Origin of the sequence: Sphingomonas sp. (assembly GCF_017745215.1) — a bacterium.
GTDB lineage: Bacteria > Pseudomonadota > Alphaproteobacteria > Sphingomonadales > Sphingomonadaceae > Sphingomonas.
This window is the reverse complement of sequence record NZ_JAGHZV010000019.1, coordinates 1-24,904: the sequence shown is the minus strand read 5'-3', so window position 1 is coordinate 24,904 and position 24,904 is coordinate 1. Positions and strand designations below refer to the sequence as shown.

Here is a 24,904-nt window from a genome sequence, read left to right as displayed (position 1 = left end):
ACCGATTGGCTCGCACCGCCGCGTCGCTCCAGTCGATCATCCATGGAGAGCCAGGTAGCGATCATCGGATTCGGCGAGGCCGGCCGCGCCTTCGCGACGGAGCGCGCGTCCGACATTCGCTTCACGGCCTATGACCTGAAGACCGCGAGCCCCCGCGAGCGTGACACAATGCTTGCCGCCTATCGCGATCATGACGTCGCCGGCATGGAAAGCGCGGCAGAGGCGGTCCAAGGCGCGGCGGGCGTGCTCTCGCTGGTCACTGCCGACCAAGCCCTTCCCGCCGCCCGCGATTGCGCGCCGCACCTCTCCAGACGCGCGCTCTGGCTCGACATGAACAGCGTCTCCCCCGAGACCAAGCGCGCCGCCGCCGCGGCGATCGAAGCTGCCGGCGGCCGCTATGCCGACGTCGCGGTGATGGCGCCGGTCAACCCGGCGCGACGTGAGGTTCCCCTGCTCGTCAGCGGGCCGCATGCGCTCGAAGCGATCGCGCTGCTCGGTACGATCGGCTTCACGCGCGTCCGCCGCGTCGAGGGGCCGGTCGGCGCGGCGTCGGCGGTCAAGATGATAAGATCGGTGATGGTCAAGGGGCTGGAGGCGCTCACCGCCGAATGCCTGCTCGCCGCCGAGGCCGCAGGGGTTCGCGGCGACGTGCTCGCCTCGCTCGACGCGAGCGAGAAGCCGCGCCCTTGGAACGAGCGCGCGAATTACAACCTCGATCGCATGCTGGTCCACGGCCTGCGCCGCGCCGCCGAGATGGAGGAGGTCGTCCGCACGCTCGACGGGCTCGGCACCGGCAGCGCGATGTCGCGCGGCACCGTCCAGCGCCAGCGCGACCTGGGCGAGCTGGGCCTGCTCTCGCCACCGGGGAGCCTCGACGCCAAGCTCGCGATGCTCGCGCGCCTCAAGCAGGAGAGGGCCGCATGAGCCTGATCATCGATTGCCACGGCCATTACACCGTGCTCCCCAAGGCGCACGACACGTGGCGCGAGACGCAGAAGGCGGCGTTCAAGGCCGGCGAGCCTGCCCCGCCCTATCCCGACATCTCCGACGACGAGATCCGCGAGACGATCGAAGCCAACCAGCTCCGCCTGATCCAGGAGCGCGGCGCCGACCTGACGATCTTCAGTCCCCGCGCCTCGGCCATGGCCCCCCACGTCGGCGACGAAGCCGTGGCCAAGGAATGGGCGCGCCGCTGCAACGACCTGATCGCGCGGGTGGTCGGGCTGTTTCCCGAGACCTTCGCCGGCGTCTGCATGCTCCCGCAGAGCCCCAAGGCGGACATGGCCGCCTCGATCGCCGAGCTCGAGCGCTGCGTGACCAGGCTCGGCTTCATCGGCTGCAACCTGAACCCCGATCCCGGCGGCGGCCACTTCACCCATCCGCCGCTCACCGATCGCTACTGGTATCCCTTCTACGAGAAGATGGTCGAACTCGACGTGCCGGCGATGATCCACGTCTCGGGCAGCTGCAACCCGGCGATGCACGCGACCGGCGGCTATTACATCGCCGCGGACACGATCGCCTTCATGCAGCTGCTCGAAGGCGACCTGTTCGCTGACTTCCCGACCCTGCGCTTCATCATCCCGCACGGCGGCGGCGCAGTGCCCTATCATTGGGGCCGTTATCGGGGACTGGCCGACATGCTCAAGAAGCCCGCGCTCGACACGCACCTGATGAACAATGTCTTCTTCGACACCTGCGTCTACCACCAGCCCGGCATCGATCTGCTGGCGGACGTGATCGAGACCAGGAACATCCTGTTCGGCAGCGAGATGGTCGGCGCGGTGCGCGGGATCGATCCGACGACGGGCCATTATTTCGACGACACCAAGCGCTACGTCGACGCGCTCGAGATCGGCGACGCGGCGCGCCACGCGATCTTCGAGGCCAATGCCCGGCGCGTCTTCCCTCGACTCGACGCCCAGCTCAAGGCGCGCGGCCTGTGAACGCCCGCGATCTCCCCGGAGCAAGAACATGACGAGCTGGGTCCCCAACGCCTGGTACGTCGCCGCCTGGGATTCCGAGGTTGACCGCGCGCCGCTCGCCCGCACGATCTGCGGCGTCCCGATGATGCTATACCGCAAGCTCGACCGCAGCGTCGTGGCGATGCGCGATGCCTGCCCGCACCGGATGCTGCCGCTCTCGATGGGGCTGCGTGAGGGCGATTCGATCCGCTGCAAATACCATGGGCTCAAGCTCGGCCCGGACGGCGTCGCCGAGGAGATGCCGCTCAAGGCCGAAGCGGTGAACAGGCGCATCTGCGCGGAGACCTTCGCCGTCGCCGAGCGGCATCGTTTCGTCTGGGTCTGGGTGGGCGACAAGGCCAGCGCCGACCCTGCGCTGATCCCCGACCTATGGCCTTGCTCGGCCGAGGGCTGGACCTTCGACGGCGGCTATTATCATGTCGCCGCGGACTATCGGCTGATGATCGACAACCTCATGGACCTCACGCACGAGACCCACGTCCACGCCGGCTCGATCGGCCAGCCCGAGCTGATGGAGGCGCCGATCGAAGCGCGCGTCGAGGGCGACCGCGCCTATGTCGCGCGGTGGATGCCGGGGATCGATGCCCCGCCCTTCTGGCGCGGCGCCTTGAAGCAGGACGGCCCGGTCGACCGCTGGCAGGTCTGCGAGTTCGTGCCGCCCTCGGCGGTGATGATCGACGTCGGCGTGGCGCCGGTGGGCGCCGGCGCCACGCTCGAGCGGCACGACCAGGGCGTGCGCGGCATGGTGATCGACTGCATGACTCCCGAGACCGAGACGAGCATGCACTATTTCTGGGGGATGGCGCGCAGCTTCGACGTCGCGGACACGGGGTTCACCGCGCGCTTCAAGCAGCAGCAGGGCGGCGTCTTCGCCGAGGACAAGGAGATCCTCGAGGCACAGCAGCGCGCGATCCTCGCCAATCCGGGCCTGAAGCTCAACGCCTACAGCATCGACCAAGGCGGCGTGCGCGCGCGCCAGATCATCACGCGGTTGATCCGCGCGCAGGAGCCCGTGGCATGACCGAGGGGCCCAGGGACATCCACGCCTATCTCGCCGAGTTCGACGACATCCCCGGCACGCGCGTGTTCACCGCGGCGCGAGCTCGGCAGGGCTATCACCTCAACCAGTTCGCGATGAGCCTGATGAAGCCCGAGAACCGCGAGCGCTGGAAGGCCGACGAGGCCGCTTATCTCGACGGCTGGAAGCTCACCCCCGAGCAGAAGGCGGCGGTGCTCGCACGCGACTACAACCGGATGCTCGAACTGGGCGGCAACATCTACTTCCTGTCGAAGGTCTTCTCGACCGACGGGCAGAGCTTCCTCCAGGCGGTCAGCACCATGTCTGGCATGAGCCTGGAGGATTATTCCGCGATGATGATCGCCGGCGGCCGCTCGCCCGAGGGCCTGCGCTCGAAGAAGGAGCAGCGTTAGTGGCCCGCATCACCGCAGGCGTAGCGTCGAGCCACATCCCGGCGCTCGGCGTGGCGATCGACTTCGACAAGCGTGCCGAGCCCTATTGGGAGCCGGTGCTCGCCGGCTACGACTGGACGCGCGAATGGGAGGCGGCTCAGAAGCCCGATGTCGTGATCCTGGTCTACAACGACCATGCCTCCGCCTTCGACATGAAGATCATCCCGACCTTCGCGATCGGATGCGGCGAGGCGTACAAGCCCGCTGACGAAGGCTGGGGGCCGCGCAAGGTGCCGGTGGTCGAGGGGCATCCCGACCTCGCCTGGCATATCGCCCAGAGCCTGATCCTCGACGAGTTCGACATGACGATCATCAACGAGATGGACGTCGACCACGGCCTCACCGTGCCCCTGTCGCTGATGTTCGGGCAGCCGCAGGCCTGGCCCTGCAAGGTGATCCCGCTCGCGGTCAACGTCGTCACCTACCCCCCGCCCTCGGGCAATCGCTGCTGGGCGCTGGGCGAAGCCATCCGCAAGGCGGTCGAGAGCTTCCCTGACGACTTGAACGTCCAGGTCTGGGGGACGGGCGGCATGAGCCACCAGCTCCAGGGGCCCCGCGCCGGGCTGATCAACCGCGAGTGGGACAATCGCTTCCTCGACGGGCTGGTCGGCTCGTCGGACGCGCTTCGCCACATCCCCCACATCGAATATCTCCGCGAGACCGGTTCGGAGGGGATCGAGATGGTGATGTGGCTGATCATGCGCGGTGCGCTCGGGCGAACCACGCGCTGCCTTCACCGCCATTATCATGTCCCCGCGAGCAACACCGCCGTGGGGCATATCGTGCTGGAGCCGATGTGAACTTCTAAGCCCCTCCCCTTCAGGGGAGGGGTTGGGGTGGGGCCTGTGGGTCTCACCGAGACCGACCTGCCCGTGGACATGCCCAACCCCAACCCCTCCCCTGAAGGGGAGGGGCCAGAGAAGGAAGCAAGGATGAAGATCGCCCTCGCCGGTGCCGGCGCCTTTGGAGAGAAGCACCTCGACGCCTGCAGGCAGATCGACGGGGTGGAGGTCATTTCGGTGGTCGGTCGCCGGCTCGAGCCGACCCAGGCGGTGGCGGCCAAATACGGCATCCCGCACGCCTGCACCGAGCTCGCCGAGGCGCTAGAGCAGCCGGGCCTCGATGCGGTGATCCTCGCTACGCCGACCCAGATGCACGCCGCGCAGGCGATCCAGTGCATGGACGCGGGCAAGCATGTCCAGGTCGAGATCCCGCTCTGCGACAGCCTGGCCGACGGCGAGGCGGTGCTCGCGAAGAGCCAGGAGACCGGCCTCGTCGCGATGGTCGGGCACACGCGGCGGTTCAACCCGAGCCACCAGTTCATCCACGACAAGATCATCGCCGGCGACCTCGCGGTCCAGCAGATGGACGTCCAGACCTATTTCTTCCGCCGCAGGAACATGAACGCCAAGGGCGAGCCGCGGTCGTGGACCGATCACCTCCTCTGGCACCATGCCGCGCACACGGTGGACCTGTTCGCCTATCAGGCCGGCGCGATCGTCCAGGCCAATGCGATCGAGGGGCCGATCCACCCCGAGCTCGGCATCGCGATGGACATGTCGATCCAGCTCAAGAGCGAGAGCGGCGCGATCTGCACGCTGTCGCTCAGCTTCAACAACGACGGGCCGCTCGGCACCTTCTTCCGCTACATCTGCGACAACGGCACCTGGATCGCGCGCTACGACGATCTCGTCACCGGCAAGGAAGAGCCGGTCGATCTCTCGGGCGTCGCGGTGTCGTCGAACGGCATCGAGCTGCAGGACCGCGAATTTGTCGCGGCGATCCGCGAAGGCCGCGAGCCCAATGCGAGCGTCGCGCAGGTCATGCCCTGCTACCGCGTGCTCGACGCGCTCGAAAGGCAGTTTGTGCAGTGAGGCATCCGAAGCGGAGGATATCGTGAAGACCCAGGTCGCGATCATCGGCAGCGGTCCCTCGGGCCTGCTGCTCGGCCACCTCCTGCGCGCCGCGGGGATAGGCTGCGTGATCGTCGAGCGGCAATCGGCCGACTATGTCCTCGGCCGCATCCGCGCGGGCGTGCTCGAGACCGTCACCACCGATCTAATGACGCAGCTCGGCATCGATGCCGGGCTCAGGGCCCAGGGCTTGCGGGAGGAAGGCTTCAACCTTGCCGACGGCGAACGGCTGATCCGCATCGAGATCACCCGGCTCACCGGCAAGCATGTCGTCGTCTACGGCCAGACCGAAGTGACGCGCGACCTGATGGAGGCCGCCCCCGGCCGCGGGCTCGACATCGTCTATGAGGCCAAGGACGTCGCGCTCCACGACCTGGAGAGCGATGCGCCCTACCTCACCTACACGCAGGGCGGCGTCGAACAGCGCCTCGACGCGGACTTCATCGCCGGCTGCGACGGCTTCCACGGCCCCTCCCGCAAGACGATCCCGGCGGCGCGCGTCCGCGAGTTCGAGCGCGAATATCCGTTCGGCTGGCTCGGCATCCTCGCCGACGTGCCGCCCTGCCATCCCGAACTGATCTATTCGAACGGCGCGCGCGGCTTCGCGCTTGCCTCGATGCGCTCGAAGACGCGCAGCCGCTATTACATCCAGGTGCCGCTCACCGAGACCGTCGAGGACTGGCCCGAAGCGCGCCTGTGGGACGAGCTGGCGGCACGCTTCGATCCGATCTCCGAGTTCGGCGTGACGCGCGGGCCGGCGCTCGAGATGTCGATCGCGCCGCTGCGCTCCTATGTGTTCGAGACGATGCGCCACGGCCGGCTGTTCCTCGCCGGCGACGCAGCCCATATCGTGCCGCCGACCGGCGCCAAGGGGCTCAACCTCGCCGCCTCGGACGTCGCCTATCTCGCCCAGGCGCTCATCGCCTTTTTCTCGGCCGGCGATGAAAGCGCTCTCGACGGCTATGAGGCCAAGGCGCTGGCGCGGATCTGGAAGGCCGAGCGGTTCAGCTGGTACCTCACCAAGCTGATGCACCGCTTTCCCGAGGACGGCAGCTTCGAGCATCGCATGCAGATGGCGGAGCTGGACTATGTCGCCTCATCCGAGGCAATGCAGCGGGCGATCGCCGAGAATTACGTGGGATTGCCGCTTTGAACCTGCCCGAGCGCCGGATCGGTCCGTTCGCCGTTTCCGCCATTTCGCTGGGGTGCATGAACCTCAGCCATGCCTATGGCGTGCCGCCCTCGCCCGAGGACGGCGCGCGGCTGCTCAACCATGCGCTCGACCTGGGCGTGACGATGCTCGACACCGCCGCGCTCTACGGCGGCGGCGGCAACGAGCGGCTGCTGGCGAGTGCAGTAGGGCATCGCCGCGCCGAGTTCACGCTGGCGAGCAAATGCGTGCTCGCGATTCGCGATGGCAAGCGCATCCTCGACGGCTCGCCGGAAGCGATCACCCGTTCGGTCGAGGCTTCGCTCGAGCGGCTCGAGACCGACCATATCGAGTTGATGTACCTCCACCGCCCCGACCCGGCAGTGCCGATCGAGGAGTCGGTCGGCGCGCTGGTCCGCGCGAGGGAAGCGGGCAAGATCGGCGCGATCGGGCTTTCGGAAATGTCCGCCGAGATGGTCCGCCGCGCGCACGCCGTCCACCCGATCGCCGCGGTACAGACCGAATATTCACCCGTCGTCCGCAACCCCGAGATCGCCGTGCTCGCTGCCTGCGCCGAGCTGGGCATCGGCTTCGTCGCCTTCTCGCCCGTCGCGAGGGGAATGCTCGCAGGCGGTGCGCGCGACGACGGCTATGTACCGGGCGACATCCGCCTCGGCATGCCGCGCTTCACGGGTGACAACCTCCGCCACAACCTCCAGGCAGTAGCTGATTTCGAAACGCTCGCCGCGCGCCTGGGTATCGCGCCTGCCCAGCTCTCGCTCGCTTGGCTACTCGCCCGCGCGCCCCACGTCGTGCCGATCCCCGGCACGACTCGGATCGAGCATCTCGAGCAGAACATCGCTGCGGCGAGCATCGCGCTGCCCGCGGACGCCCTCGCCGAAGTCGAGTGCATCTTCGCTCCCGGCGCGGTTCGCGGCGGGCGCTACCCCGCCTCGGCGCAGGCGCAGGTCACCACCGAGACCTTTGCCGACGAGGACCTCGCCTGACCCTCTTGCGCACTCCAATTGTTATGCTATAGCACATAACAATTAAAGGAGAGGGACGAATGGCAACCCTGATTTCCGAGCGGACGTTCGATCGGCTCGATCCGGTCACCGGCAATGTCGCGAGCACCTCGCCCGCCGCCACCATCGCCGATGCCAATGCCGCCTGCGAGGCCGCCGAGGCCGCCTTCCCCGCCTGGTCGGCGCTCGGACCCAACGCCCGCCGGGCCGCGCTGATGAAGGCGGCGACCGAGCTCGAAGCCCGCGCGCCGCAATTCATCGAAGCGATGATGGGCGAGATCGGCGCGACCAAGGGCTGGGCCGGGTTCAACCTGATGCTCGCCGCCGGCATCGTCCGCGAAGCCGCGAGCATGACCACCCAGATCGGCGGCGAAGTCATCCCCTCGGACAAGCCAGGCTGCATCGCGATGGCGCTGCGCGAGCCGGTGGGCGTGATGCTCGGCATCGCGCCGTGGAATGCGCCGATCATCCTCGGCGTCCGCGCGATCGCGATGCCGCTCGCATGCGGCAACACCGTGGTGCTCAAGGCGAGCGAACAATGCCCGCGCACCCACGCGCTGATCGTCGAGGCGTTCCAGGTGGCGGGGCTGCCCGAAGGGGCGGTCCAGCTCGTCACCAACGCGCCCCAGGACGCGGCCGAGATCGTTGGCGCGCTGATCGACCATCCCGCGGTGCGGCGGATCAACTTCACCGGCTCGACGCATGTCGGCAAGATCATCGCGCGGCGCGCCGCGGAGCATCTCAAGCCGGTGCTGCTCGAACTGGGCGGCAAGGCGCCGCTGATCGTGCTCGACGACGCCGATCTCGACGAAGCGGTGAAGGCCGCGGCGTTCGGCGCGTTCATGAACCAGGGCCAGATCTGCATGTCGACCGAGCGGATCATCGTGGTCGAGAACGTCGCCGACGAATTCGCGCGACGCTTCAGGGAGAAGGTGAGCGGCATGCCCGTCGGCGATCCCCGCGAAGGCGCGACCCCGCTCGGCGCGGTGGTCGACCGCAAGACCGTCGGCACCGTCCGCGCGCTGATCGAGGATGCGCTGGCCCAGGGCGCCGAGACGTTGGTCGGCGGCGAAGCGGACGGGGTACTGATGCCCGCACATGTGATCGACAAGGTGACCCCCACGATGAAGCTGTTCCGCGACGAGAGCTTCGGCCCCGTCGTCGGCATCACCCGAGCCCGCGACGAGGCCGAGGCGATCGCGCTCGCCAACGACACCGAATACGGCCTTTCCGCCGCGGTGTTCACGCGCGACACTGCGCGGGGCCTGCGTGTCGCTCGCCAGATCAAGTCGGGCATCTGTCACGTCAACGGACCCACGGTGCACGACGAGGCGCAGATGCCATTCGGCGGCACCAAGGCCTCGGGCTACGGCCGTTTCGGCGGCAAGGCGGGGATCGAAGCCTTCACCGAGCTGCGCTGGATCACGATCGAGACGCTGCCGGGGCACTACCCGATCTGATCTTCAGTCAAGTTAGGAATGAAATGACCAACACCAGTTCCAACGGCGTCGTCGCCTATGAAGTCGTCGATCGCATCGCCTGGGTGAAGTTCAATCGCCCCGACAAGCGCAACGCGATGAGCCCGACGCTCAACCGCGACATGATGGAAGTGCTCGACGAACTCGAGTTCCGCGACGATGTCGGCGTGCTGGTGCTCGCCGGCGAGGGCCCGGCCTGGACCGCGGGCATGGACCTCAAGGAATATTTCCGTGAGACGGAGGCGCATGGGCTCGGCTCCACCCGCAAGGCGCAGCGCGAGAGCTACGGCTGGTGGCGGCGGCTGCGCTGGTACCAGAAGCCGACGATTGCGATGGTCAATGGATGGTGCTTCGGCGGCGGCTATGGCCCGCTGTTCGCCTGCGATCTCGCTTTCGCCGCTGAGGAAGCCAAGTTCGGGCTCAGCGAGATCAACTGGGGCATCCTCCCCGGCGGCGGCGCGACCAAGGTGGCGGTGGAGCTGATGCCCTTCCGCAAGGCGATGTACCACGCGATGATGGGCGAGAACATCGACGGCAGGACCGCCGCCGAATGGGGGCTGGTCAACGAAGCGCTGCCGCTCACCGAGCTCGAGGCGCGCGTGACCGCGGTGGCGAAGGAGCTGCTCAAGAAGAACCCGGTGGCGCTCAAGGCGACCAAGGACGCGATCCGCCGCGTCTCGACGATGAGCTACGACGATGCCGAGGACTATCTCGTCCGCGCGCAGGAAGCCGCGAACAGCTTCGACAACGAAGGCCGCAAGGAGGGCATCCGCCAGTTCATCGACGAGAAGAGCTACAAGCCGGGGCTTGGGGCTTACGATACGTCGAAGCAGAAGAAGCAGAAGGCGTGATGTGCCCAAGGCCCTCCCGCGAGGGCGGCGAAGAGATGATTCCATTCTGATTCGTCATCCCGGCGAAAGCCGGGATCCAGGGCCAACCAGGACGTCGCCCGTGGCCCTGGGTCCCGGCTCTCGCCGGGATGACGGCGATGGTTTCAGCCAAACGCATTCCGCTTCAGGAACTACTCGATGACCGCCACCGCCCTCACCAAGCCCCGCGACCTCGCCCGCCTGCTCACCCCGCGCTCGGTGGCGATCGTCGGCGCTTCACCCACCCCCGGCGCGCTGGGCAATTCGGTGCTCGCCAATCTCGACCGCCACGGCTTCAAGGGCGACATCCACCTGATCAACCCCAAGCGCGACGCGATCGGCGAGCGCCCGTGCTTCAAGTCGATCGCCGAGCTGCCCGAGGGCGTCGACGCCGCAGTGCTCGCCATCCCCGGCCCGGCGGTGCTCGGCGCGGTGCGCGAGCTGGCCGAGCGCGGCGTCGGCGCGGCGGTGATCTTCGCGGCGGGCTTCGCCGAGGGTGGCGAGGAGGGCCTGGCCGCGCAGCGCGAACTCGCGCGGATCGCCGACGAAACGGGCATGGTGATCGAAGGGCCGAACTGCCTCGGCATGACCAATTTCGTGGCGGGCGTCCCCCTCACCTTCGTCGAGACCCCGCCGCACCCGATCGCGAGCGAAGGCGTGGGCATCGTCTCGCAATCGGGCGCGATGGCTGTCGTGCTCGGCACCACGCTGATGGCCAAGGGGCTGCCGATCTCGCTCTCGGTCTCGACCGGCAACGAAGCCGCGAGCGGCGTCGAGGACTATGTCGAGCACCTCATCGGCGACCCCAGCACGCGCGTGATCGCAATGATCGTCGAGCAGTTCCGCAAGCCAGCGCGCTTCCTCACGCTCGCGGCCGAGGCACGCGCAGCGGGCAAGACGATCGTGCTGCTCCACCCCGGCACCTCGAGCGCCGCGCGCGAGTCCGCCGCGACGCACACCGGCGCGATGGCGGGCGATTACGCCCTGATGCGGGCCAAGGTCGAGCGCGCCGGCGTGGTGCTCGTCAACGGGCTCGAGGAGCTCGGCGACGTCACCGACATCGCCTTGCGCGCCCGGACCGTCGGCGCGGGCGGCACAGCCGTGCTCACCGAGAGCGGCGCGTTCAAGGCGCTGACCCTCGACCTGTGCGAGCGGCTCGGCCTCGACCTCCCCATGCTCGGCGGCGAGACCGAGGCGCGGATGCGCGCGGCGATCCCCGATTTCATCCCGGTCAGCAACCCGATGGACCTGACCGCGCAAGCGCTGGTCGATCCCGATCTCTACCGCCGCACGCTCGAGCCTTTGCTCGCCGACGAGCGCTTCGGCGCGGTCGTGCTCGGCATCATCCAGACCGACGAGACCACCGCCGCGCGCAAGTTCCTGCCGATCATCGACGCGATCCGCGCGCTGGCGCCCGAGAAGCCGATCCTGTTCGCGGGCCTCGACGACGGCGCCCAGTTCAACCCCGACTATATCCGTCAGCTCCGCGCGCTCGGGGTGCCCTGGTTTCCCTCGCCCGACCGCGCCTTCCGCGCGCTCGCCCAGCTCTCGCGCCTCGCCCGGCGCGACCTGAGCGCGAGCGATGCCGAGCCGGTGGCGATCGCGCTGCCCTCGGGCACCATCCCCGAATATCGCGCGAAGCAACTGCTCGCGCCGCTCGGCATCCCCTTCCCCGCCGGCGGCTTCGCGGCGACGCTCGACGAGGCGCGCGCGGTCGCGGCGCGCGTCGGCTATCCGGTCGCGCTCAAGGCGCAGGCGGCGGCGCTCAGCCACAAGAGCGATGCGGGCGGGGTGATCCTCAACCTCGCCGACGACGCCGCGCTCGCCGCGGGCTGGGAGCGGCTGTTCGCCAATGTCGCTGCCTATGACGCGGCGCTCGCGCTCGACGGTGCGCTGGTCGAGGCGATGGGCGCGCGCGGGATCGAGCTGATCGTCGGCGCGCGCAGCGATCCGGAGTGGGGGCCGGTGATCCTCGCGGGCTTCGGCGGGGTCCAGGCCGAACTGCTCCACGACGTCCGCCTGCTTGCGCCCGACCTGCCCCATGACGCGATCGTCGCCGAGCTGCGCAAGCTCAAGAGCGGCGCGCTGCTCGACGGCTTCCGCGGCTCCCCTGCGCTCGACGTCGACGCGGTGGCCAGGCTGGTCGCGACGCTCGGCCGGCTGCTGCTCGGCACCCCGGCGATCCGCGAGATCGACCTCAACCCGGTGGTGGTGCATCCTAGTGGCCAGGGCGCCGTCGCGCTCGATGCGCTGATCCTCGCCGACTAGGAGCAAGCCCCATGGACCTCGACAAGCTCGTAGCGCTCGACGTCCACGTCCATGCCGAGCACAGCTGCCGCCAGCCGCTCGACCCGATCCAGGCCGAGTTCGAGGCGGCGGCGAACATCTATTTCGGCGCCGACGCCAAGCGCCCCTCGATCCCCGAGACGATCGCCTATTACCGCGAGCGCAACATCGGCTTCGTGATGTTCACCGTCGACATGGAGGCGGGCACCGGCATCAAGCGCATCGCCAATGAGGAGATCGCCGAAGCCGCCGCCGAGAACAGCGACATCATGCTCGCCTTCGCGTCGATCGACCCGCACAAGGGCAAGGCGGGCGCACTCGAAGCGCGGCGGCTGATCGAAGATTACGGCGTCCGCGGGTTCAAATTCCATCCGCCGCTCCAGAACTTCGATCCGGGCGACCGCATGGCCTGGCCGCTCTACGAAGTGATCGATCACTACGGCCTGCCGGCGATCTTCCACACCGGCCATTCGGGCATGGGCACCGGCATGAAGGGCGGCGGCGGCATCCGGCTGAAATACGGCCAGCCGATCCTCGTCGACGACGTCGCGGTCGACTTCCCCAACATCCGCATCGTCCTCGCGCATCCGAGCTGGCCCTGGACCGACGAAGCGCTGTCGATGGCGCTGCACAAGCCCAATGTCTTCATCGACCTCAGCGGCTGGAGCCCGAAATATTTCCCGCCGCAGATCGTGAAGTACGCCAACGGCCAGCTCGGCCACAAATTCCTGTTCGGATCGGACTTCCCGCTGATCCCGCCCGACAAATGGATCGCCGCCTTCGACCAGGCCGGGTTCAAGCCCGAGCTGCACGAGCCGATCCTCAAGGGCAATGCGGCGAAACTCCTGTTCGGCTGAGGCGTCGCACGACCGTCCGAGTCGGGCGGCCTGCGACGCTTTCGGGAACCCCAAGAGTCACAAGAGTCACAACCCGTCGCCGAAAATCCGGGGTCGATCTCCTTTCGAAGTTCAAAGAGCGGCCGGAATCTCCGGCTGCGCCAGCCAACCAGCCGAAATCCTACATTGCAAGCGGACGGGGCGCTGGCTCGACATTCCACACCGCCCGCCGACGATCCGGTCGCCGAGCTGCGCTGCGTGATGGCGGGCGACGTCGAGGGCCGCCGGCCGCTCACCCGTTCCCAATCCGTTCCCGCCGCGATATGCCGTGCGGCGTGACCCGGAAGATCATCCATATCGACATGGACGCCTTCTATGCGTCGGTCGAGCAGCGCGACGATCCCGCGCTCCGGGGCAAGCCCGTGGCGGTCGGCTATGCCGCCGCGCGGGGCGTCGTCGCCGCGGCCAGCTATGAGGCGCGCGCGTTCGGCGTACGCTCGGCGCTGCCCTCGGTCACCGCGCTGCGGCGCTGCCCCGACCTGATCTTCGTCACGCCGCGCTTCGACGTCTACCGGGCGGTCTCGAGCCAGATCCACGCGATCTTCGCCGAGTTCACCGACCTCATCCAGCCGCTCTCGCTCGACGAGGCCTATCTCGACGTGACGGACAACCGCCAGGCGCTTCCCACCGCCTGGGCGACCGCCAAGGCGATCCGTGCGCGCATCTTCGCCGAGACGGGGCTCACGGCCTCCGCCGGCATCTCCTACAACAAGTTCCTCGCCAAGCTCGCCTCGGACCAGCGCAAGCCCAACGGCCAATTCGCCGTCACGCCCGAGATGGGCGCGGCCTGGGTCGAGACACTGCCGGTCGAGCGTTTCCACGGCGTCGGCCCGGTTACGGCGGCGAAGATGAAGCGCCTCGGAATCGAGACCGGAGCCGACCTCCGCGCCAAGTCGATCGCTTTCCTGCGCGAGCATTTCGGAAGCGCGGCCGACTGGTACCATGGCATCGCGCGCGGCGAGGACGACCGCCCGGTCAATCCGTCGCGCGAGCGCAAGTCCTCGGGCTCGGAGACGACCTTCAGCCGCGACCTGACCGATCCGCCCGAGATCGAGGCCGGCGTGGAGCGCATGGCGGACGAGGTCTGGGCATGGTGCGAGAAGGCCGGCGCCTTCGGCCGGACCGTCACGGTAAAGATCAAATATGCCGACTTCCGGATCGTCACGCGCAGCCGCAGCTTCCCGACCATCGTCGCCAGCCGGTCGCAGCTTCGCGACACCAGCCGTGACCTAGTCCGGCTGGTGCTACCCACCGATCACGGCATCCGGCTGGTCGGCGTGACGGTCTCGAGCTTCGAAGCGACGCCTGTGGAAACGACGACACTGCCGCTGTTCTCCGCTCGATCTCCCGGCGAGACCCGCTCGGCGCCGTTCCAGGCTTCGGATTCGGAAGATGCGAGTCGCTCGCAATAACGTTGACATGCATCGCCACGCGCGATAGCGCCCGGCCGAATGCGCATGATCCAAGAACGTCGCTGACACCGTGAGCAACACCATCGGCCAGCTTTCGGCGGACGCGATCGCCGCCCGGCTTTCCGGCTCGGCGGAGGCGCGCGAGGCGCTGGTGCGCGAAGGCGCCGAGGCCGGCCTTGCCGAAGCGCCGGCGGTCTATGGCCAGATGCTGCTCGACCGGGGCCGCGAACGCGAGGGCTTCGCCTGGTTCAATCGTGCGGCGGCGCAGGGCCATCTGATGGCGCTCAACATGGTCGGGCGCTGCTACGATCTCGGCTGGGGCGTGTCGGTGGACAAGGTCCGCGCCGCCGAGTGTTTCCGCGTCGCCGCCGAACGCGGGCTCGACTGGGGCATGTATAATTATGCAGCCGCGCTGGCCTTGGGCGCGGGCCTCGCCCGGGACAGGAAGGCGGCATTGGCCTGGTTCCGGAAGGCGGCCGCCAGGGGGCACGCGAAATCGTTCAACTATGTCGGCAGCTTCCACGAGGATGGCGACGTGATCGAGCGCGACCTGGCCCGGGCCGCCGAATGCTATCTGCTGGCGGCGCAGGGCGGCGACTTCCGCGGCCAGTTCAACCACGCCCGGTTGCTGCTCGAGACCGGCCGGGCCGACGAAGCGCGGCCCTGGCTCGAGCGCTGCGCGACTACCGCAACGCCGGCGTTCCGCGAAAAGGCACGCAGCTGGCTGTGCGGCTCGCCCTGGTCCGAGCTCGAGGGGATATTCTGACGCTCGGGCCTCGTACCGCGAGGCGCCCTCGTCAGTTCGCGCCCGGATAGGCGACAGACCCCAGATCGGAGATCTGCGATCCTCGTGCCATAATGAAGGTGATCCGGAGCGTGTCTTCGATCCGCTCGACCGGGTTACCGTCGAAGGCGACGAGATCGGCGGACTTGCCGGCTTCGACCGTCCCCACCTGGTCCTCGATCCCGAGCAGCAGCGCATTGTCGGTCGTCGCGGCCTTCAGCGCCTGGAGCGGCGACATGCCACCCTTGCGGACGAGCATGACGAGTTCCTCGCCGATCGGATTGAGCAGGTCGGTGCCCGCCCCAACCTTGACGCCATAGCGCAGCGCCATCCGCACCTGCCGGCCCTGGGTGGCGGGGTCGGCATCGGGCAGTCGCTCGATCTTGCGCGCGGAATTGTCGCTCCATCTCGTGCCGCCCGGTTTCGGATGCCGCACCTGGTCGAGCACCACTGCGGGGGTCAGCAGCGCGGGGACCAGGAAGGTGCCCTGCTTCTTCATCATCGCCACCGTCTCCTCGTCGATGAAGCTGCCATGCTCGATCGAATCGACGCCCGCGGTGACAGCCGCGGCGATGCCGGTCCTGCCGATCGCATGCGCCAGCACCTTGCGCTTCATGAGATGCGCCGTCTTGACGATCGCGGTCAGCTCATCGGTGGTGAATTGCTGGTCGAGACCCGTGTCTGAATCGTCCAGCACGCCGGCCGTCGCCATGATCTTGATGTTGTCCGCGCCCAGCGCGATCTGGCGACGGGCGACGTGCTGGCAGGTCTCGACGCCGTCGCACACGCCGCCCCATGGATCGGGATCGTTCAGCGTCGCGGCGAAATTGCCGTTGCGCATGTCGCCGTGCCCGCCGGTGGTCGAGAGCGGCGCGCCCGAGGCGAGGATCCGCGGCCCGACGGCCAGGCCGTTGTCGATCAGTTCCTTCAGCGGAAAGATCGCCGAGGGAACGCTGCCCGCGTCGCGCACCGTCGTGGCCCCGCCGAGAAGCTTGATCCGGGCGTTCTGCGCGGCCTTCAGCAGCGACGGGGTCAAGGCCAGATGGGTGTGCGCGTCGATCATCCCGGCCATGACGAACCGGTCGCCCAGCTCGACATAGGCCGCCTTGTCGGCCGGCACTCCGGCGAGCGCCCCGGGGGCGACCTTCCCTGCGCGGACGGAGTCGATCCGGTCGTTGTGGACGACGATCGAGACGTCGTGCTGCAGCGGCTTGTCCGGATCGACCATCAGCGTGCCGGCATGGATGATCGTCCAGCGATCGGGCGCCGCGACCTTGAGCTCGGCCAGATAGTCGCCGGACGGCTGGTCCTGTGCCTTCGCGACGCACGGCGACAAGCCGAGCACAGCGGCGATGGCGATCCCGAAAATGGCCGGTCTGATCATGGTCTCGTCCCTCGTTGCGATCGTCGCCGCGCCGGCCCGCGTCAGAATTTCATCCGGAGGTCGATGCCGACCGTGCGCGGCAGGACCGACACGGCGCGGACCGCCGCGACGCTGCCGTAGAGCGCGGAGGTCGACTTGTTGACGATGCCCACCGTGTTGAACAGGTTGTTGGCGAACAGGCTCAACGACCATGTGTCGTCGGCCTTGTCGATGCCCAGCCGCACGCCGACCGTCGTATAGTCGGGGAGCTGCTGCTGCGCGGCATTGGTCCGGCGGAACTGCGTCCAGGATTCGCCGGCATAGGCCAGGTCCGCGCGGAAGAACGGCTGGATCGAGCCGGCGGCGGGATAGCGATATTCGACCGAGGCCTGCCCGCTGAACTTGGGGGTGAAGGGCACATAATCGCCTTTCAGCCCGGCACCGCTGACGATGATGCCGTTCGGCGCGACCTGGTTCCCGCGCAGCTTCGCGAGGATGTACGAGCCGGAGAGCTGGAGCGTCAGCCCCTGAACCGGCCGCGCGCCAACTTCCACTTCGGCGCCCTGGACCCGGACCTTGCCCGCGTTGGTGATGAAGCTGAACACCGCCGGCGCGGGCGTCTGCGCAGCCACCTGCATGTCGCTCCAATCGATCTGGAAGATGTCGGCATTGAGCGTGAGCGCCCGGTCGAACCAGGAGGTCTTGGCGCCGATCTCGTAGCTCCAGAGGCTGTCGGACTTGTACGGCACCAGCGCGTCGGGCAGCCCGATGATCTGGTTCACGCCGCCGGGGCGGAAGCCCTGCGCCGCGTTGGCGTAGAGGAGGACGTCGCTGGTCAGCTTGTAGTTGGCGTTGAACTTGAACACGGCGCCATGCTCGGACGCGGCGGCGCTGGCGGGCGGGACCGGCACCGCCCCCACGACATAGTTGGCCAGCGTCGTGACCGTGTCGACGCGCTTGTGGTAATCGAAATAGCGCACGCCGGCAGTGACGCCGAGCCGGCTGGTGATGTCGTAGCTCGCCTCGGCAAAGAGTGCGATCTGGCGGAGATTGTCCTGCACGCCGCGGTTCACGAAGACGGTGGCGGGATAGGTCGTGCCGCCCACGGTCACCGGCGCGATCCGCGTCGGCGTGATCATCAGGCCCGTGGCCGGATCGACCGCATTGACCTGCGACAGGATGTCGGTCTTCCGCTCCGAGTGGAAGAAGCCGAGCGTCCAGTTGAGCGGCCCCGAACCGTTGCCCGAGATCCGCAGCTCGTCGCTCCAGCTCTTGGTGAGCTGCGGCTGATACGCCGTCGAAGGCGACATGCCGAGCGCATATTGCTGGTACAGGACCACCTGCGAGGGCGTGCAATTGGCGCCGCCGGTGGCGTTATAGGCCTTGCAGCCGGCCGAGGTCGTCGTCGCCGCGGCGGCGGAATTGGCGAAGAAGGCCGAGGTGTCGAAATTGAATTTGAGATCGCGCTCCATATAGGACGTCACGCCCGTCACGGTCGCGAAGCCGACGTCCCATTTGGCGGTGAGGCTGTAGAGGTCGAGGTCGTCCTTGACCGGCTGCAGCGAGGCATAGCTCGCGTCATAGGGCTTGCCGCCTGCGGCATAGGAGGGGAAATACCAGTTGCTGTTGTAGCCGCGCGTGCGCTGGATCGTCGCGAGCCCGTCCAGCGTCAGATTGCCGGTCGGCTGGAAGCGGACCATGATGCGGCCGCCCTTGCTGGTGCCGTCGTTGAAGTCCTCGAGCCCCAGCTTGCTGTTTTCCAGCCAGCCGCCGCGCTGGCGGTAGAAGCCGACGATCCGCACGGCCAGCACGCCCTTGACGATCGGGACATTGGCCATGCCCTGCGCCTCGTAGCCGAGCTCGCCGCCAGCGATGCTGTTGCCCTGGAGCGCCGCGGCGCCCTCGTAATCGTCGAGCGCGGGCTTGTTGAAGATCAGCCGCAGCGTGCCCGCCATCGAGCCGGCGCCGTAGAGCGTGCCCTGCGGCCCGCGCAGCGCCTCGACACGCTGGACGTCGAACAGGCGGACCTCGGGGGCCGCGCCGCCGGCATCGTTGGTGGTGCCCACCGATCCGTCGAGCGGCGTCTCGTCATAATAGACGCCGACCGTGGACTCGCCGGCCGACTGTACGTTGCGGATGATTGCGCGGGCGCCGCCGTTGGGGTTCTCGCGAAACACCAGCCCCGGCGCGACGCGCGACAGCTGCGCACTGTCGGTGATCCCCATGTCGGCAAGCGTCTCGCCCGTCACCGCCGTGATCGCCAGCGGCGTTTCCTGGATGTTGGTGGATCGTTTCAGCGCCGTGACGACGATGTCGTTCCCCGAGTCAGTATCGTTGGACGTATTTTCCTGGGCGAAAGCAGGAAAAGCGAAGAGCATCATTATCGCGGTGACGGTCGATCCCGTGAGGATCGCATGCTTGCGATGGCGCATATTCATCGAACTACTCCCCCGATCTCTGATATGATGTCGTCTATGGTTCTATTTCATTCCAAATCGGTGCGATCCGAACGGGCTCTCGCCGCTTTCGGGCGGCGCGGGATCCGAACGAGATCCTCGCCGCCCTCGAGTCGATTCAACTAAAAATTGAAGAACTACACAAAATGTATGCTAGCTAAAAATTTGTGTCAAATTAATTTCGTTGCGTGGCCATCGGTGCCTTGGCGTGACCGGTTTGCAGCGGCGGTTATTGCCCGAGCCGCGCGGGCCTCGTTCTCCCGCCAGGCCCGCGCTACTCGACTACGCCAGCCTGACGGCCGCTCTCCCCGACCTTCAGCATGCGCCGATCGCCCGCGGGACAGCTCCAGTTCGCCGCGTCGTTGATGTCGCCGCGGCCGTGGTATCGCGCCATGGTCGGGAACTTGCACAAGGGCATGGTGCGCAGCGGCGGCGTGCCGGCTCGCCACTGGAAATTGTCGGGATCGTACAGGCTCGCGACGATGGCATCGGGCGCCTCGCCTTTCTCCACCCAATGCTCCATCGCATCGAGCGCATCGAAATTGTTGGGCCCGGGCCCGGCCTTGCTGCAATGATCGGTGCCCGGCAGCGCGAACAGCCGGACGTTGCCCTGCAGCTTCGCATAGCCGCCGTGCCGCGCGGCGAGCCGCTTGTAGTAATTGATCGAGCCGAAGGGGGACAGGACAGTGTCTCCCAGATTCTGCCAGATCAGGAACTTGCGATCCAGCGAGATCAGCCGGTCGGCGTTCTCGGGCACGTCGCCGATGCCGGGCCGTGCCGCCGCCATGGCCATGGCGACATCGGCCTTCGGGACAACGACCCGATAGCCGGTGACTGCCCCCGCGCCGCCCGCGCGGAAGGCGAAGAGCGAGCGGAGGGCGAAGTCCGGATCGCCCCGGTGCGCGAGAATCCTGAGATTGCCGTTGGCGACTCCGAACAGCCCGTCCTGGCGCGCATCGGTCGGCCAGGGATCGCGCGCGGCCAGGTCCTGCGGGCGGCTGGGCAGCCTGAAAGCCGCGTGGAGATCGCCCACGCCGAAACCGGTCTGCACGACCTTGCCGTCCTCGTCGGTCACCGCGGTCATCAACGTGCTGATCGTCTCGATCTGCGCGCTGCTGAAACATTGGGTGCGCGCGCGCTTGCCGTCGCAGCGCGGAAGATCGCGCTCGGGCCGGAAATTGCAGGCAGCCGGGTTCTGGATGAGCCCGTCGCGGACGCCGTCCAGCGCGTCGCATTTCGCCTTCACGATCGGATCGATCTGGTTGACCAGCGAGACCGGCAGGTCGGCGGCGTCGGATCGGATCTGGGCGAAGGCCACGCCGCCGGCCTGATAGGCGGCGGCCATCGGGTTGGCATAGGGCGAGCCGGCGATGATGCCGTCGAATTCCTCGGGATAGGTCGAAGCCGCGACGAAGGCGTCGCGGCCGCCGCCCGAACAGCCGCTGAAATAGGCGCGCGCGATCGTCTGCGCGGTTCCGCTCGCCAGCTGGTAGAATTGCACGGTGAAGCGCTTGCCCATCACCGCCAGCGTGCGGCTGGCGCGGACGTAGAAATCCTCGATCGCATCGTCGTCGATCTGGCCCGACGGCTTCAGCGCCCAGCTGCCCCAGCTCGTGCCGGCGTGTCCTTCGTCGGTGGAGAAGATCGCATAGCCCTTGACGATCGCCTCGAAGGGATAGCCCTGGCTGGTCAGGGTGACGCCGGGCTCGGCCGGATTGTTGATGAAACGGATCTCGCCGCAATTGTTCGCGCAGCCCAGTTGCAGGTATTTGCCGTTCCAATCAGCCGGCAGCGTCGCGAGGAAATTGGCGGTCTTGCCCGTCTCGTCGTTGGTCACGAAGCTGCCGGTGACCTGGCAATAGGCGGGCGTCTGCGCGGTGGCGGCCGTGAATTTGGCGCCGCCCGGCAGCTTCGGCCCGTCGGATATCTCCTGGACCGCGACCTTGGGAGTCATGCCGCCCAGTGCCTCGCCGATCCTCGCGGGCGTGCAGAGCGTCTCGAGGTTGGCGACGACCAGTCGCTCCCCCTGGCCGCCCCTGGAGATCGCCGGCGTTCCCGTCATCGCCATGACCGCGGCACCGGCGACAGCCGTGGCGGGAAGGCCGATCAGCACGAAGTTACGCATGGGGACATCCTCGCTTGAGACCATCGGCCGAAGTCCGTCCGGCCACGGAGGCACATCGGGTCAGGCGGCGGGATCGTCGCTCCCGGCCGGCAGAGACGGGGGGGCGGCGAGAGGCAGGTGCGCGAGCGCCTCGATCTCGACGAGCGCGCCATCGATCAGCAACCCGGTCACCACGGTCGAGCGCGCCGGTAGCTCGCAACCGTCGAACACGGCGGCATAGGCCTCGTTGAACGGCGAGAAATTCGATTTGTCGGTCAGCCATACCGTGGTCTTCACCACGTCGCCGAGATCGCCGCCCGCCTTGCGCAGGATCGTGCGGATATTCTCGAGCGTCTGCCGGGTCTGCGCGGCAATCCCCCCCTCGATGAGGCGCCCGGGGCCGACGAAGCCGAGCTGCCCGGAGATATGAACCAGATTGTCGCTGCGCCGCGCGGGCGTCAGCGGGATCGTCGAAAAGTCCACCATCTTGGAGCGATTCCCTCATGTGATCCGACAGGATGTTCGGCCCGGCACCGCGGGTCAGGGCGACAGTGCGTCGCGCCACGCGGTCAGCTTCCCGATCGACGCGCCCACTCCGCCGCAGACTTCGATCAGCGGCCGGCGATAGGCCCCCAGCAGGCCGGCATGGACGTCGGCAACGGCGAGCGCCGCCCCGCATGCCGGCTCGACCAGGACGCGGAACCTATCGGCGAACTTGAGGCAGGCGGCGACCGCCTCGGCGTCGCTGACGGTGACGCTGACGATCGGATGCTCGTCGACGAGCGCCAGCGCATGGGGCGCGACGCGCTTGGCCCCCAGCGACGTGGCGATCGAGGTGATGGCAGGCAGCGTCACCAGCCGCTTCTCGGCGATGCTGCGGTGCAGGCTCGCCGCGCCCTCGGTCTCGACGGCGATCACGGGCACGTCCCCCAGCCCGTTGCGGCGCAATCCCTCGACGATGCCGGCGAGCAGCCCGCCGCCGCCCACGCTGGCCACGACGACGTCGAAACGCTCGCCCGCTGCGACGATCTCGTCGATCAGCGTCGCATGCCCTGTCCACAGCAAGGGATCGTCGAACGGATGGATCAGCGCCGCGCCGGCGGCGTCGGCCAGCGCGCGTGCGTGCTCATGCGCCTCGTCGAACGCCGAGCCCGCGACAATCACTTCGGCGCCGACCAGCGCGATGGTGTCGCGGACTTCCGCCGACGTAGTCTCCGGCACGACGATGATCGCCGGCAGCCCGAGCTTGCGCGCCGCATAGGCAGCGGAGAATCCGGCATTCCCGCCCGAGGGACAGACGATGCTGGCCGCGCCGGCCTCGCGCGCCTTCGCGCAGGCATGGCCGACGCCCCGCAGCTTGAAGCTGCCAGAAGGCTGGAGCGCATCCATCTTGAGCAGGAGCGGAACCCCTGCCCGTGCGTAGGACCGGTCCGCCTCGAGCAACGGTGTGTTCACGTGCAGCATGGCGCATTGATTCAACATATTGTTGATCAATTCAACAGGAAAATAAATATAGCAAAATTTCGAATGTTTCTCCGAATTTTCTGGCCATTGGTCCACGCCATTGGCTAGCTAGCGACGCCGCGCTGGGAAGAGGCTTCTCTCGCGAGGCGCTGTCGGGAGGCGGCGACGCAGCCATCCACTCCGGCACGCAGTGGAACAGGGGATATGGGAAGAATTATGGCATCGACGACGACCGAATCGCCGCGCGTGGGAACGGCCCGGGAATCGAAGAACCCGGTCCGGCGCGACCGCCCCGTCGCCAAGGCGAAGGCTCCCGCTTCCGACACCGCCGCCGGAACGCAGGTTTCGGACGGGATCGTCCTCGAGCTGATGAAGAAACTCTCGGAAGCCGTCTCGACCATCGTCGACAGCCAGACCGAGATCGTCATCCACGACCTCCGCCATCCCGAAGCCTCGATCGTGTCGATCTTCAACGGCCATGTCAGCGGCCGGCGGATCGGCCAGTCGGTCCTCGCAGGTCCTTCGGGCGACAAGGCGCTGCTCGATATCGTGAGTGCCAGGCCCAGCGGGTCCGACCATCAGATCCTGGTGTTCGACAGCTATGAATCGAAAAGCCGCGAAGGGGCCGCGCTGATGTCGTCCTCGGTGGTCGCCTATGACGGCGAGGGACCGATCGCGGCCTTCTGCCTCAACTCGGACCTGGGCACCAGGGAGCGCATCCTCAAGGACATCACCGATCTGCTGATGCCCGCCTCCTCCAGCATGCTCCAGCCCGAGACGCGTTCGCAGAACATCGAGGAACTGATCGTCGACATCATCGAGACCTCGCTCGAGCCCAAGGACGTGCCGACGGCGCGAATGACGAAGGCGGAGAAGCTGTCCTCGGTCGACCGGATGCAGAAGCGCGGGCTCTTCCTGATCCGGGGCGCGGTCGAACGCGTCGCGAAGCGGCTGGGGACGACGAAGTTCACGATCTACAATTATCTGGACGAGCTGGGCGCGCGCCACGCCAAGGACTGAGAATCCGCTTGGAAATGATGCGGGGTTGACCGGCGACGGGCAGTGGCCGGCCCCGTCACCCCTTCGTGCCGGCGCGGCGCTTCGCCTCGATCGTTCGCCGCGCATCCGCGCCGGCGCACGCCGCCATTTCGCTGAAGATCGATTCCGATCGAACGAATCCCCGGCCTTCGCCGGATCGCTCCCCTTCCCCGAGCCCCGGCCATGGGCGCCTCCGTCGCATCCCGATCACGGAGCGAGTTGGTGGCATGAGCATGGCATTATTGTCGTACAAGGGAACGTGTACGGAGGGACACGCACAAGGAAATGCTGTCATTCCGGCCTGCCGCGTCGCAAGATGGTGGCATGAAGCAATCGACTGCGATTACGATCGCCACCGGCGTCGCCGCCGCGGCCCTCGGCGGCCTCTTCCTCTATTCGCGGACGTCGCGACCGCCGGTTATCAATCGCCGGGTGCCCGAGCCCGCCAAGCCGGTCGATCTCGCGCGCTATCTCGGCACCTGGTTCGAACTCGCACGGCACGAGAACCGGTTCCAGAAGGGCCTCGACGCCGTGACCGCGGACTATTCGCTCGAGCCCAGCGGCCGTATCCGCATCGTCAACAAGGGCCGCCGCCGCCAGACGGGCGAAAGCGTCGCTGCCCAGGGACATGCCGTCGTCGCCGACGAGGCGACCGGCGCAAAGCTGAAGGTCTCCTTCTTCGGCCCACTCTACACCGGCGATTATTGGATCCTGGATCGTGGCGAGGATTACGACTGGTCGATCGTCGGCGAACCGAGCGGGCGCTATCTCTGGTTGCTGAGCCGCGACGCGCAGCCGGCGGCCGCGGTGACCCAAGCGCTTCTCGAACGGGTCGAAGCGCTCGGCTATGATCGCTGGGCACTCAGGATCACGAGCCAGGGTTAGGATGCGCGATCGATGCCGGCGATGCCGGTGACGAAGCGGGCCTGGCGCTTTCTCCGACGCACGCCCCTCGGGCAAGGGCGGAAAGTTTCGCCCCGCGCTAAACAACGGCCAGATCCCGCCGATCTTTCCTGATCACGCGCCGAGGGCGGCGTCAGGGGGGCGGGGAAGAGATGGTAGCGATCATCACGGGCAAGAGTGCTGGGCTTGGCGGGGGCTCGGGGTCGGTGCTTGGGTCTGGGGGGTTGCTGGGGAGCGCGGTGGCGGGCCGCGGCGGGGAGAGCGTGTACGTCGATGCGGGGAGCGGGAACCTGCTCCTGTCGAGCGTG

General features: G+C 67.7%; 21 protein-coding genes. 16 read left to right on the top strand and 5 right to left on the bottom strand.

Annotated features, from left to right (window positions below):
- Positions 1-42: 42 nt before the first annotated feature.
- The 14 genes from J7495_RS16805 to J7495_RS16740 all read left to right on the top strand — a co-directional run bounded on the left by J7495_RS16805 (position 43) and on the right by J7495_RS16740 (position 15,250).
- Entirely contained in the window at positions 43-924 is an 882-nt protein-coding gene (locus J7495_RS16805; protein WP_294057957.1) for an NAD(P)-dependent oxidoreductase, read from the top strand.
- Positions 921-1,946: an amidohydrolase family protein gene (locus J7495_RS16800; RefSeq protein WP_294057956.1), complete on the top strand. Its 1,026-nt coding sequence runs from the start codon at positions 921-923 to the stop codon at positions 1,944-1,946. The genes J7495_RS16805 and J7495_RS16800 overlap by 4 nt, the downstream gene beginning before the upstream one ends.
- A gap of 28 nt (positions 1,947-1,974) precedes the next feature.
- The gene (locus J7495_RS16795; RefSeq protein WP_294057955.1) at positions 1,975-3,006 is read left to right on the top strand and encodes an aromatic ring-hydroxylating dioxygenase subunit alpha; all 1,032 of its coding nucleotides are present in this window, start codon (positions 1,975-1,977) and stop codon (positions 3,004-3,006) included.
- Positions 3,003-3,416: a protocatechuate 4,5-dioxygenase subunit alpha gene (gene ligA / locus J7495_RS16790; RefSeq protein WP_294057954.1), complete on the top strand. Its 414-nt coding sequence runs from the start codon at positions 3,003-3,005 to the stop codon at positions 3,414-3,416. The genes J7495_RS16795 and ligA overlap by 4 nt, the downstream gene beginning before the upstream one ends.
- Entirely contained in the window at positions 3,416-4,255 is an 840-nt protein-coding gene (locus tag J7495_RS16785; RefSeq protein ID WP_294057952.1) for a class III extradiol dioxygenase subunit beta, read from the top strand. The genes ligA and J7495_RS16785 overlap by 1 nt, the downstream gene beginning before the upstream one ends.
- 132 nt (positions 4,256-4,387) lie before the next feature.
- Positions 4,388-5,329, top strand: a complete 942-nt coding sequence (locus J7495_RS16780) for a Gfo/Idh/MocA family oxidoreductase (RefSeq protein ID WP_294057950.1) — start codon at positions 4,388-4,390, stop codon at positions 5,327-5,329.
- A 22-nt stretch (positions 5,330-5,351) separates the two neighbouring features.
- On the top strand, positions 5,352-6,521 hold the full coding sequence (gene pobA / locus J7495_RS16775; RefSeq protein WP_294057949.1) for a 4-hydroxybenzoate 3-monooxygenase: 1,170 nt from the start codon (positions 5,352-5,354) through the stop codon (positions 6,519-6,521).
- On the top strand, positions 6,518-7,525 hold the full coding sequence (locus J7495_RS16770; RefSeq protein ID WP_294057948.1) for an aldo/keto reductase: 1,008 nt from the start codon (positions 6,518-6,520) through the stop codon (positions 7,523-7,525). Before pobA ends, J7495_RS16770 begins: the two co-directional genes overlap by 4 nt.
- A 59-nt stretch (positions 7,526-7,584) precedes the next feature.
- The gene (locus J7495_RS16765) at positions 7,585-9,003 is read left to right on the top strand and encodes an aldehyde dehydrogenase (RefSeq protein WP_294057946.1); all 1,419 of its coding nucleotides are present in this window, start codon (positions 7,585-7,587) and stop codon (positions 9,001-9,003) included.
- A 23-nt stretch (positions 9,004-9,026) separates the two neighbouring features.
- The gene (locus J7495_RS16760) at positions 9,027-9,872 is read left to right on the top strand and encodes a p-hydroxycinnamoyl CoA hydratase/lyase (protein ID WP_294057945.1); all 846 of its coding nucleotides are present in this window, start codon (positions 9,027-9,029) and stop codon (positions 9,870-9,872) included.
- Between the two features lie 177 nt (positions 9,873-10,049).
- Positions 10,050-12,158: an acetate--CoA ligase family protein gene (locus tag J7495_RS16755; RefSeq protein ID WP_294057944.1), complete on the top strand. Its 2,109-nt coding sequence runs from the start codon at positions 10,050-10,052 to the stop codon at positions 12,156-12,158.
- Between the two features lie 11 nt (positions 12,159-12,169).
- A complete protein-coding gene (locus J7495_RS16750) occupies positions 12,170-13,033 on the top strand; it encodes an amidohydrolase family protein (protein WP_294057943.1) in 864 nt (287 codons plus the stop codon).
- 302 nt (positions 13,034-13,335) lie between these two features.
- Positions 13,336-14,484: a DNA polymerase IV gene (gene dinB / locus J7495_RS16745; protein WP_294057942.1), complete on the top strand. Its 1,149-nt coding sequence runs from the start codon at positions 13,336-13,338 to the stop codon at positions 14,482-14,484.
- 70 nt (positions 14,485-14,554) lie between these two features.
- Entirely contained in the window at positions 14,555-15,250 is a 696-nt protein-coding gene (locus J7495_RS16740; protein WP_294057941.1) for a tetratricopeptide repeat protein, read from the top strand.
- A 31-nt stretch (positions 15,251-15,281) separates the two neighbouring features.
- Here J7495_RS16740 and J7495_RS16735 read toward each other — a convergent pair whose 3' ends face one another.
- From J7495_RS16735 to J7495_RS16715, 5 genes are all read right to left on the bottom strand, one after another.
- Positions 15,282-16,652, bottom strand: coding sequence for an amidohydrolase family protein (locus J7495_RS16735; RefSeq protein WP_294057940.1), 1,371 nt, complete (start codon positions 16,650-16,652; stop codon positions 15,282-15,284).
- Positions 16,653-16,693: 41 nt separating this feature from the next.
- Positions 16,694-19,069 (bottom strand): TonB-dependent receptor, encoded by a 2,376-nt coding sequence (locus J7495_RS16730; RefSeq protein WP_294057939.1) that lies wholly within the window; start codon positions 19,067-19,069, stop codon positions 16,694-16,696.
- 292 nt (positions 19,070-19,361) lie between these two features.
- Positions 19,362-21,212: a tannase/feruloyl esterase family alpha/beta hydrolase gene (locus tag J7495_RS16725; protein ID WP_294057938.1), complete on the bottom strand. Its 1,851-nt coding sequence runs from the start codon at positions 21,210-21,212 to the stop codon at positions 19,362-19,364.
- 60 nt (positions 21,213-21,272) lie between these two features.
- A complete protein-coding gene (locus tag J7495_RS16720; protein WP_294057937.1) occupies positions 21,273-21,677 on the bottom strand; it encodes a RidA family protein in 405 nt (134 codons plus the stop codon).
- Between the two features lie 54 nt (positions 21,678-21,731).
- Positions 21,732-22,655, bottom strand: a complete 924-nt coding sequence (locus tag J7495_RS16715; RefSeq protein WP_294057936.1) for a pyridoxal-phosphate dependent enzyme — start codon at positions 22,653-22,655, stop codon at positions 21,732-21,734.
- Between the two features lie 216 nt (positions 22,656-22,871).
- Here J7495_RS16715 and J7495_RS16710 point away from each other — a divergent pair, with 216 nt between their 5' ends.
- Both J7495_RS16710 and J7495_RS16705 read left to right on the top strand, forming a co-directional pair.
- Complete coding sequence (locus tag J7495_RS16710; protein WP_294057934.1) at positions 22,872-23,675, top strand: PAS domain-containing protein; 804 nt, start codon at positions 22,872-22,874, stop codon at positions 23,673-23,675.
- 342 nt (positions 23,676-24,017) lie between these two features.
- The gene (locus J7495_RS16705; protein WP_294057933.1) at positions 24,018-24,578 is read left to right on the top strand and encodes a lipocalin family protein; all 561 of its coding nucleotides are present in this window, start codon (positions 24,018-24,020) and stop codon (positions 24,576-24,578) included.
- Positions 24,579-24,904 lie beyond the last annotated feature (326 nt).

Coding starts and splice junctions, on each gene's coding strand:
- J7495_RS16805 (WP_294057957.1), top strand. CDS start 43: ATGGAGAGCCAGGTAGCGATCATCGGATTCGGCGAGGCCGGCCGCGCC.
- J7495_RS16800 (WP_294057956.1), top strand. CDS start 921: ATGAGCCTGATCATCGATTGCCACGGCCATTACACCGTGCTCCCCAAG.
- J7495_RS16795 (WP_294057955.1), top strand. CDS start 1,975: ATGACGAGCTGGGTCCCCAACGCCTGGTACGTCGCCGCCTGGGATTCC.
- ligA (WP_294057954.1), top strand. CDS start 3,003: ATGACCGAGGGGCCCAGGGACATCCACGCCTATCTCGCCGAGTTCGAC.
- J7495_RS16780 (WP_294057950.1), top strand. CDS start 4,388: ATGAAGATCGCCCTCGCCGGTGCCGGCGCCTTTGGAGAGAAGCACCTC.
- J7495_RS16765 (WP_294057946.1), top strand. CDS start 7,585: ATGGCAACCCTGATTTCCGAGCGGACGTTCGATCGGCTCGATCCGGTC.
- J7495_RS16760 (WP_294057945.1), top strand. CDS start 9,027: ATGACCAACACCAGTTCCAACGGCGTCGTCGCCTATGAAGTCGTCGAT.
- J7495_RS16755 (WP_294057944.1), top strand. CDS start 10,050: ATGACCGCCACCGCCCTCACCAAGCCCCGCGACCTCGCCCGCCTGCTC.
- J7495_RS16750 (WP_294057943.1), top strand. CDS start 12,170: ATGGACCTCGACAAGCTCGTAGCGCTCGACGTCCACGTCCATGCCGAG.
- dinB (WP_294057942.1), top strand. CDS start 13,336: ATGCCGTGCGGCGTGACCCGGAAGATCATCCATATCGACATGGACGCC.
- J7495_RS16735 (WP_294057940.1), bottom strand. CDS start 16,652: ATGATCAGACCGGCCATTTTCGGGATCGCCATCGCCGCTGTGCTCGGC.
- J7495_RS16730 (WP_294057939.1), bottom strand. CDS start 19,069: ATGAATATGCGCCATCGCAAGCATGCGATCCTCACGGGATCGACCGTC.
- J7495_RS16725 (WP_294057938.1), bottom strand. CDS start 21,212: ATGCGTAACTTCGTGCTGATCGGCCTTCCCGCCACGGCTGTCGCCGGT.
- J7495_RS16720 (WP_294057937.1), bottom strand. CDS start 21,677: ATGGTGGACTTTTCGACGATCCCGCTGACGCCCGCGCGGCGCAGCGAC.
- J7495_RS16715 (WP_294057936.1), bottom strand. CDS start 22,655: ATGCTGCACGTGAACACACCGTTGCTCGAGGCGGACCGGTCCTACGCA.
- J7495_RS16710 (WP_294057934.1), top strand. CDS start 22,872: ATGGCATCGACGACGACCGAATCGCCGCGCGTGGGAACGGCCCGGGAA.
- J7495_RS16705 (WP_294057933.1), top strand. CDS start 24,018: ATGAAGCAATCGACTGCGATTACGATCGCCACCGGCGTCGCCGCCGCG.